This window comes from Priestia sp. RMT2NF4, from assembly GCF_047872835.1.
GTDB classification, from domain to species: Bacteria; Bacillota; Bacilli; order Bacillales; family Bacillaceae_H; genus Priestia; species Priestia zanthoxyli.
In genome coordinates this window covers 20611-29793 of record NZ_JBLQZO010000011.1, presented here as the reverse complement: position 1 = coordinate 29793, position 9183 = coordinate 20611, and the positions used below count along the sequence as shown (strand labels likewise).

Here is a 9183-nt window from a genome sequence, read left to right as displayed (position 1 = left end):
AAAAAACGTTAGATACCATCAATATTCCTCCTTAAGAACTTTCACCAAAATTAGCAGAGACCTATTTTATAGTTACTGATTATAAATGTGTAAGTTTAAATAAAAAAATATTTGCAGTTAGACATTATAAATTTATCAAAAAAAGTAGTGAAATTTAAATGCGAGTAATATACTATATAGTCTAAAAATTCAAACGAAGGGGTTTGGTATCATATTTTGAAAATCTTAATACATGGATATTATGGGGCAGGTAACTTGGGTGATGATGCTATCTTAGAAAATATAATTGAGTCAATATATAGACAAATTTCCTCTGCTCAGTTTTGTGTTATATCAAGAGGACTCTTTCCTGCTTACCGAGGTTCTAGGAATATAGAGGTTATAAAAATTGATTCCTTTTCCTTAGTAAGGGAAAAAATAAGGATGGCTGATGTTGTTATCGTTGGCGGGGGAGGGATTTTACAGGACTATTCGGGATGGACACCTCAAAAAGAGGTTGGAAGAAAAGCAAAAGGAATGAATTATTATGGCCAAGTAATTGATATTGCCCATAAATACAGAAAAAAAATTTATTACTATAGTATTGGAATAGGTCCGTTTTTCTCTTCTGAATCCATCAACTATGCTTGTTCACTTTTATCGACAGCAACCCGTGTAACAGTAAGAGATACAGAATCATATCAATTTATTACTAAGAATTTGCCCAAAATGAATGTTATTCAAACTGCGGATCCCGCACTCAACCTGCAAAGTATATCTCCTACTAAATCCCGCGAATTATTAAAACTAGCGAATATTCCTCTTGAAAAAAAACTAGTTGGCATTTGTTTACGTTCATGGAGATTTAAAGAAAATGAAGAGATAGAATTATTAGACAATATAGCTAGACTGGGCGATTTATTATCTAAAACAAAAAATGTCCATTTAGTTTTGCTTTCTTTAAGCCAATATACAGGAGACAAAAAAATTATTCGAATGCTGGCAAAACAGCTTCCTAAGAGGAGTTATACACTAATTAGAACAAATTATCCTCCTAAAATCTTAAAAGGAATTCTAGGTGAATTCTCTTTAATGATTGGTATGAGACTACACTCTCTTATATTAAGTGCGAGCATGGGCGTTCCTGTGATTGGCATCTCTTATGATCCAAAAGTTGATTACTTTACTCATCTCTTAAAACCAAATATATTTTCATTTCCTTATCAAGCGCTACATCCCCAGAACCTATATAATTTATCAATTGAACTACTTAATATGTCAAATCAAGAAAAAAATATTTTTCAAAAGTCAGTACTTCACCTAAAGGAAACTGAAAAATTAAATACTGAGTTTTTATTTGGAGGAGAAAACTAATATGAATCAAAGAAACAAATTAAGAATAGCTCATTTTGGAAGATATGGGGAAGGTAGTACAGATATAGTAAAGAGCATGCTCTTATCTCTACGTGAAATGGGACATATTGTTCAAGAGTGGGATACAGGTACTCATCCAGAATGGGTATCTAATCCATATAAGCGCCATGGTGGTAATGGTCCTGTCTATATTCTACTGGATCTAATTCGTAACGAATTGATGGATTTTAAACCAGATTTAATCATTTGCAATGCTGGCGGCCACACTTTTACTCTCAGAGATATGAATTGGTTAAAAAGCAGGAAAATACAAATACTTGGAATCACTCTGAGTGATCCTGATGTTATGAATACAGTTTCGAAATACTCAAAAAATTTCACTTGGCACGCTACTAATTCTTTAGTAGCTTATGAAGAATATAAAAAGCGGAAATTCACAAATATATACTATATGCCTTTTGGTATTGATTACCGTTTTTTCAAGGAAAGGTCCCCTATTTCTAAATATAAAACAGATGTAGCTATAATTGGACATGGACGTAAGGACCGTTATCCTATTGTAGAAGCTTTATGTAAAAACTTTGATGTCCGATTATATGGTAATGAATGGCCATATTCTCATTATAGTATGGGACCAGTCAGAGGCGACGAATGGTTTAAAGCTGCTTATTCAGCTAAAATATTAATTAATTTTCCTCGTACAATAAAAGGATATACAAATGTTAAAGTTGGAATACTAGAAGCAGCTGCTACGGGAAAACTTCTTTTTACAGAATACTTTGATGAGATGCAAGGACTTTTTGAATACGGTCATGAAATAATTGGTTATAACTCAAAAAAAGATTTAATTGAAAAGATTAAACATTATTTACTGCATTCTGAAGAGGCTGAAAGGATAGGACAAAATGCAAAAGCACGTTGTTTAAGAGATCACACGTGGGTACAAAGATTTAATAAACTGTTTTTAGAGTTGAATATATTCTAGATTTATTTTATCTAACTTAGAATAATAAATACATACACTAGACATATTGGTTGATGTTTTTGGAGAATGTAAAACATTGGAGTTAGTATAGTTTCATGGACACCAGTTAATTAAGTCCTTACAATTTTTTTGAGAGGGTGCGTCCGAAATGGACCGTAAACTTGCCGGTGAAAAATACAATGATGATTTTAAGAAAACTACTGCGGATTTATATCATGAGGGAAACTCTCTTAAATATTTAAGCAGTGAATATGGCGTATCAAAAGTAACAATCTATAAATAGGTGAAGGATCAGTTTAGAAGAAGGCTCTCTAACACCGAAAGAATTAGCTGAATTTCAGAAGGAAAACCTTCTGTTAAAACAAGAGTTAGATATTCTAAAAATGCTATGACCATATTCGCGAAAAAGTAACAGAAGCAGAGCTCAACCATTTTATCGAGAAATATAAAGAACAATATAGCATTCAGAAAATATGCGAAGTGTTGGGGATTCCAATAAGTAGGTACTACCACTCGTTTAAAAAAACGGTATCGAACCGCGAACAAGGAAATTAGAATCTGACAAAAGAAATCCAACGAATTGATGCGAAAAGTAAAGCACTTTACCAAGCTTCAAAAATTTATACGATTTTAGTAAACAACGGTTGTTATCTAAGGCTAAAGCGCGTTCAGCTGCCAAAGTAGCCATGTTTCAGTTTATAAAAGGAGAGTATAACCGAAACAGAATCCATAGTAGCCTCGGTTATGAAACCCCTCGAACAATTGAGGATCACATAAGAAAAACGGCTTAAGGTTTAGCTTTTTGTGTACAAGTCATTTATTCAAATCCACATCTTGTGTTTGTTTAAATGAATGAATAAATAAAGGAATTCCTTTTCTTATAGAATTAAGTCACCATAACTACTCTGAAGAAATAAGATCTTCCTACGAATCAGTTACAATAGCTCTTATTCAAGACCTAGTCCTAAAAGAAAACGTGAGTAAAATTATCTGTTCTTATTTAAAAAGTGTGACTAACCTGATCTTAACCAGAGAGTTTACAGTTTTCGTAGATTAGGAAAACTATGCTTTTAGTAGGATTAATACGGGGAATTCACGAAATATTTTTCAAGAACGGACGCTGGACACAGGATTTAGATAAATTTATCATAATGTTTCTCATAATAGACGTGACGATTTCCAGCAGAAGATCTCTCCATACAAAAAGATTCACAATACGCTTAAAATATTTATTATTCATATATTCCTAAAGGTATAATAACTACTGAAATTACCCATTTAATTAAGTTCTTGTATGGTCTCATTACTCCATGCCTTAAAAGATAGAGCCTTTCCAAAACCAAGCTTGTGTAAGCTACTATATTAATCTAAATAAAACGCAATAAAATATTTAAAGAACCTCTATATTGTTGTCGGAATTTGCAATGAAAGTAAAAAAATCCTTGGAAATACAATCATACCTAATGAAGCTGACTTTGTATGAGAGAAGCTTTTAGAAAACGTCAAATTTCGTGGCGGAGAAGATATTTAATTACTTATCTCTAATAGCATTTCTGCTATTTACTTAGACACTCATTATCAAACTTTTTATGTCCCACTTTCACTTTCCCTTTGCTCATATGGTTCTTATAACTGATGGAGCTGTAATCTGTAAAAGCCTTAAATTTGTGTCCCTTACAGGCACAGAAAGACTTAAAGTTCCCTCTCAGGTCCTGCATTCATTTATCAAAAAATGGAGATACGCGTATTCAAAAGTGAAAAAACCACTATTTAATGACCCCTATTTTTCCACATTTGATAGCATTTCTAAGTCTATTTGACGTAGTATTAAATCTACCAATCTTGTTGATTCGCTTAATAAAAAAATCAATAAATTCCTACTTCATCAAAAAAATCAGCTAACCTTTTTTTCCACGTATGTTCGGAAGCAGTTCTTATTTGACCCGCCTTTGCAATAATTTCAGCTTCTTCTTTATGATTAATATAATATCTTACTTTGCTGATCAGGTCTTCTTCATTTCTATATCCAATAATTTCTTTATCATACTCATAAAACATTTTCATCTCATCGAAATATTCTGTAAAAAGCAATCTTCCCGTTGCTATAGCTTCAAATACACCAACCTTTACATTTGTATATCCAGCCCCGGTCTTTGGGAAGTTAATTAAGATGTTTGAAGAGTATGCTGCTTTAAACCATTCCTCTCCATATACCGGTCCCAGTGATTTAAATGGCCAGTTTCTCCCATAAACTTTTGCATCAAACTCTTTTATTAACCTTTTAACTGTATTTATTCGATTCTCTCTCGCATGCCCAATTATAGAAACATCGGATTTAAACTTGGAATCTATGGAACGAGGGACAAAAAAACGAGAATCGATAGCAAATGGCATCAGAATTGTATTATTTATTCCTTTCTGTTTATATAATTCTAAAGCCTTAACAGAATTAGTTGTATGATAATCAAATAAACTAGCATATTGGCTTATTGTTGGAAACACATCCGGATCACTTAATGTAAATGCTACAACTGTATATCTTTTTTTAAGGCGCTTTATAACTTCAGGTTCAAAGGTTAATCCCCCTGCACAAAATATAATTACATCCGGTTTAAATATTTCAATCTCTTCTTTAACCAACTCCCAACGAATATATATAGGCCCATGCCCACCTTGACGTCGATAAGGATTAAATAATAGTCGAGGTCTTGCCGTAACATTTATTTCATAAATCGTATGCCCTAACTCATGAAGTCCCATGAAGATACTTCTGACAATTCCTGTAGAACCTTCCGTATATCGTCCAAAGAACATAATTCTTAACGAGGGATCTTTACTCATAATTTCACTTCCTATTAGAGGATCTGTTTAAATGTTCTTCTATCAATCTAATATTTATTTGTTCACGATTTTTTAATTCATTTAATCCTGTATTAACTTTCTTTATCCAGATATGTTGATTTCTCAGGATATTATCAGCTATACTTTTCACCTTTTGTACAGAAGCTTTTTCTAACGGTATGGATAATTCATCTAATTTCAATTCCTTGAAAAATTCTGTAACCTTCGGATCGTAAGCAATTCCAATACTCGGAGTTCCTTCGCTCATAGCAAAAATTGAGGCATGAAGTCTCATTGCAATCATTAGATCTAGTTGTGAACATAACCCCTTAAACTCTGCTGGAGAATAATTGTAATAAACTATATCCGCGCAACCCTTGGGGAGTTCCTTTGTTAATTTTTCCATAATTTCAATTTCTTTCAAGCTTTTATTAAATGGTAAAACTAATATGTGAGCATTATGGTTAGATATTAAATACTTACTTACTTCTAATAACATTTTATATGTGTTTGATGTAGCATTTTCAGTAAAGTTCCACAAACGGAGATTTATACCCACTAATTTTTTTTTGTTTATATCTGATTTCTTTGATAAAAAGTATTCTAAAGGATGAATAATAGAGTTTAAATTTACTGCAGGATCCGCTGATAAAATAGCTTTATTTGAACGATAATTTTTCAATAATTCAATTGATTGTTTATCACGTACTGTTACTATATCTGCTAATTCGATTAACCATGAACTTGCAGAAGCCGCTTCTTCAGTAGAGAAAGGACCTACACCTATTGCATAAAACATTGTTTTCTTTCCTAGCATTTTTGCAAAAAGTAAAGGGATAGAGTAGTAATTAATAGAGCCTTGCTTTCCATTAAAGAGATTAACTGGATTAAAACCTGCATAATCTTGAAACAAGCCACCTCCGCCTATAATTATTAAATCACTACGACCAACTTCTTTATATACCTCATCCAAGTCGCTTCCTAATATAGTACGAATGTTTCTTTTTCCATAATATGCCTTTGTTTTTTTACTCCTTACAGTTACTACAATTTCAAGCTTCTTCAAATGATTAAATTGTTCAATAATTGAGTGTAAGATTCCATCATCACCAGCATTACCGGCACCATAGAAACCATGTATTAAAATTTGCATATAGCGATTCATCCTCCTTTCGATAATTCAAAATAAATTGCTCACTTAACTGGATTTAGAGATTGGGAATAGATATGATACTTTTAATTAATAAAGATATAAACCGTAGCTTGAAAATGAAAATTTTTTATATTATTCTCTGGCATTAAAGGTTGTTTAGTAAACATTAAGGGTTAAACTATTTATCAGAAAAGCACACTGTACAAAACCTTTATTTACCTATTTTTATCACGGATTATTTCAAAGAGGTGTTGAGCAAATTGACTTCTATTTAGTTTCTTAGCCTTTTCCTTTAACTCATCTATGACTTTAGGAGAGAAACGTATACGACGATTACCTATAATCCAAAAATCTACATCTTTTTCATTTAATTTTTTATCTGGGTGAAAATACAGGTCAGTTGTTGAATAAGAAATAATTCCTTCTAACGCTAAATATTGAACAGCAATGAAATTTTCATGATTTAAAGGTAAATCCCTAAACCAAAAAAGAGGTATGCCTGTTGAGAGTAATTCTAATTGGAACTCACGCAAATAACTTTTATTCTCATATATTTGGATAGGTTTCTTCTGTTCCTTTAGAGAATAAGCAGCTATACTACCCGCAGCTTCACCTATATTCCATTCGATTGGATGAAGTCGGCAGGTTCCATTAGTAATATGAGTAGAACCAATATTTTTAGCCCCTGCGATGAAGTTACTTACTTCGTCTGTTAGCAATGCACCTAATGGAATCTGAAAAGGACGAATGGGTTGACCTGAACCACTTCTCTCCTTAGTGTAGCTGCAAGGATGTATATCAACATAAAAATATGTTCCTAAACCAATAGAATCGTGTTTTACCCTACTTCTGGAACCGGCATTATAATTAAATACTATGTCTTGTTCTTTAATGGTATTCATACTCATAATACGACGAGCTTCTCTTATATAAGGATAATGGGATAAACCATCCTTTGTGCCCATAACATCAGCCCTTAACTTTAATTCCGGATAACCATATCCACCTTCATCCCTTGGAGCCTCTGTTTGAAGCCAATAAAGAAAACTTAGGGACAATTGCTTAGCTCTATATAAATGTTTTTCTTTTATTTCTTGGGGTTGATCAATAATTGTTTCCTCATGATAATCATTGCTTTTCCAATTTATAATAGATACATCTCTCTTAATTTTGGAATCATTAAAATTTTGAGCGTCCAATATACGTCTGTATGCCCAAAAAGTGTTCTTAAACCTCCCCGCTTCAAACATCTTTAAACCATTAAAAGTAAAGGGATATTTTTCTTTCATCTCCTCATATAACTCTGGTTTAGAAATGGTATGACTTTCACCTGGGCACCATTCGACAGCAAATGGGAAAGTAAAACCTTGATTTGCTTTGGGAATTGATTGATTTGGAGCACTGGGCTCACGTGTTTCTACAAAGGATTCTACTCCCGTCCTATAAGGTACTTGGGCTAGAGGGAGTAAATCTCCTAGCTCAGTGGCGTCAATCACATATTTAGGTAATATTTTAATCTTTTTTTGCGTTTCTAAGAATAATATAGTCACAGCTTCTATTTCATCCTGCCGTCTATATACTTCTATAGGAATCGAAAGATAATATATTTCCAAGAGGCCTTTTTCTATGGACGGCTTTAGCATATCATTAAGAATTTCAACTCCCACTTTAGGTTCAAAACAGATACGTTTCCCACTAGAACCCGGATTGAAAAACTCATCATCTTTTGCTTTACCAGATAAAATATAATTAGTTTGATAAAATTGACGAATTCTACTCCTCATATCATAATAACTAGAAGTACCACCGAAAATTTCAATTATAGGGTGTTCATCTAAGCAAGAAACACCTTGTGAAGTCATTTGTCCTCCTACCCACAAAGTTTCTTCAGTCATAATCACTTTTGCCCCCTTAGATGTAGCTTTAAGAGCCGCTGCTACTCCGCCTAAACCCCCGCCAATTATCAAAATGTCACATTGTTGCTCTAACATTTATATCTCTCCACTTCAATTAGTCTTTAAAAATCCAAATAAATTAAATAGTTTTTTTAATTTGTTAGAACACTCCTTACACAATACATTAACTCAACTATTGTATTTAGAATAATCTTATAAGCACCTTTATTTATTTCATAATAATTTGAAGTTGATATCTTTATTTAATCTTCTCTCTCAAGCCCCATTGGTTCCTACTACGGTAAATCTTTTTGCTCCGCAAACAATTGAGGTGAATAATGTTATTAACTTGTTGTGGCTATTGTTAGCTCCAAATCATCGTATTGCTAAATTACCTATAAAACATAATATGTTTATTATTGTTCCCCCATCTAAACGTAAACTTAAAAGAAAGCTCTTATTTTCTTTCTATTGATCATAAACAAATTAATTAGATAAATAAAAAAATTCTTTTATGACTTTATCATATAAATCATTACAATCATTTATATGTATATGCGAATCAAGCTATTTAGGAACAGCTAATTGTTCATTAATTTAATTGTAAATTGTGTTTTCATATGACAAATCATTCAATCATTAAAATGTTGCAAATGATATAATTAATGATTACGAAAAATGAGATTTTATACTTCTTATTTAATAAACTAAAAATACAAGGCAATAGTAGAATTTTAAAATAACATTTAAAGAAGAAAAAGCGCACATGAATCAGCTTCAAGATAAAACCAAGAACCTGAACCCCGACGGGAATTATTGGATTATTGCCTAGATTGAAGCCTAATGTCTTTTCAGTACAGCACAAAGCCAACGTTGACTCTTAGAATGTTACCCTGATTTAGTTGTTGGAGAGTATATTAAGAGTATGCTTAGAAGAGATACATGAACTTTATCAG

At 32.3% G+C, this 9183-nt stretch carries 6 protein-coding genes; 3 read left to right on the top strand and 3 right to left on the bottom strand.

Annotated elements, in window-relative coordinates:
• Positions 1–255 precede the first annotated feature (255 nt).
• From ACMX9J_RS25555 to ACMX9J_RS25545, 3 genes are all read left to right on the top strand, one after another.
• A complete protein-coding gene (locus tag ACMX9J_RS25555) occupies positions 256–1353 on the top strand; it encodes a polysaccharide pyruvyl transferase family protein (RefSeq protein WP_416226388.1) in 1098 nt (365 codons plus the stop codon).
• Between the two features lies 1 nt (position 1354).
• A complete protein-coding gene (locus ACMX9J_RS25550; protein WP_416226387.1) occupies positions 1355–2338 on the top strand; it encodes a CgeB family protein in 984 nt (327 codons plus the stop codon).
• 148 nt (positions 2339–2486) lie between these two features.
• Positions 2487–2621, top strand: a complete 135-nt coding sequence (locus tag ACMX9J_RS25545; RefSeq protein ID WP_416226386.1) for a hypothetical protein — start codon at positions 2487–2489, stop codon at positions 2619–2621.
• Positions 2622–4204: 1583 nt separating this feature from the next.
• Here ACMX9J_RS25545 and ACMX9J_RS25540 read toward each other — a convergent pair.
• From ACMX9J_RS25540 to ACMX9J_RS25530, 3 genes are all read right to left on the bottom strand, one after another.
• Positions 4205–5179, bottom strand: a complete 975-nt coding sequence (locus ACMX9J_RS25540; RefSeq protein WP_416226385.1) for a CgeB family protein — start codon at positions 5177–5179, stop codon at positions 4205–4207.
• Between the two features lie 4 nt (positions 5180–5183).
• A complete protein-coding gene (locus ACMX9J_RS25535; protein WP_416226384.1) occupies positions 5184–6332 on the bottom strand; it encodes a polysaccharide pyruvyl transferase family protein in 1149 nt (382 codons plus the stop codon).
• A gap of 215 nt (positions 6333–6547) precedes the next feature.
• Entirely contained in the window at positions 6548–8323 is a 1776-nt protein-coding gene (locus ACMX9J_RS25530; protein WP_416226383.1) for an FAD-dependent oxidoreductase, read from the bottom strand.
• Positions 8324–9183 lie beyond the last annotated feature (860 nt).

What these genes read in the sequence shown, in the direction of transcription:
- ACMX9J_RS25540 (WP_416226385.1), bottom strand. Translation starts at nt 5,179, where the DNA reads ATGAGTAAAGATCCCTCGTTAAGAATTATGTTCTTTGGACGATATACG.
- ACMX9J_RS25550 (WP_416226387.1), top strand. Translation starts at nt 1,355, where the DNA reads ATGAATCAAAGAAACAAATTAAGAATAGCTCATTTTGGAAGATATGGG.
- ACMX9J_RS25530 (WP_416226383.1), bottom strand. Translation starts at nt 8,323, where the DNA reads ATGTTAGAGCAACAATGTGACATTTTGATAATTGGCGGGGGTTTAGGC.
- ACMX9J_RS25545 (WP_416226386.1), top strand. Translation starts at nt 2,487, where the DNA reads ATGGACCGTAAACTTGCCGGTGAAAAATACAATGATGATTTTAAGAAA.
- ACMX9J_RS25535 (WP_416226384.1), bottom strand. Translation starts at nt 6,332, where the DNA reads ATGCAAATTTTAATACATGGTTTCTATGGTGCCGGTAATGCTGGTGAT.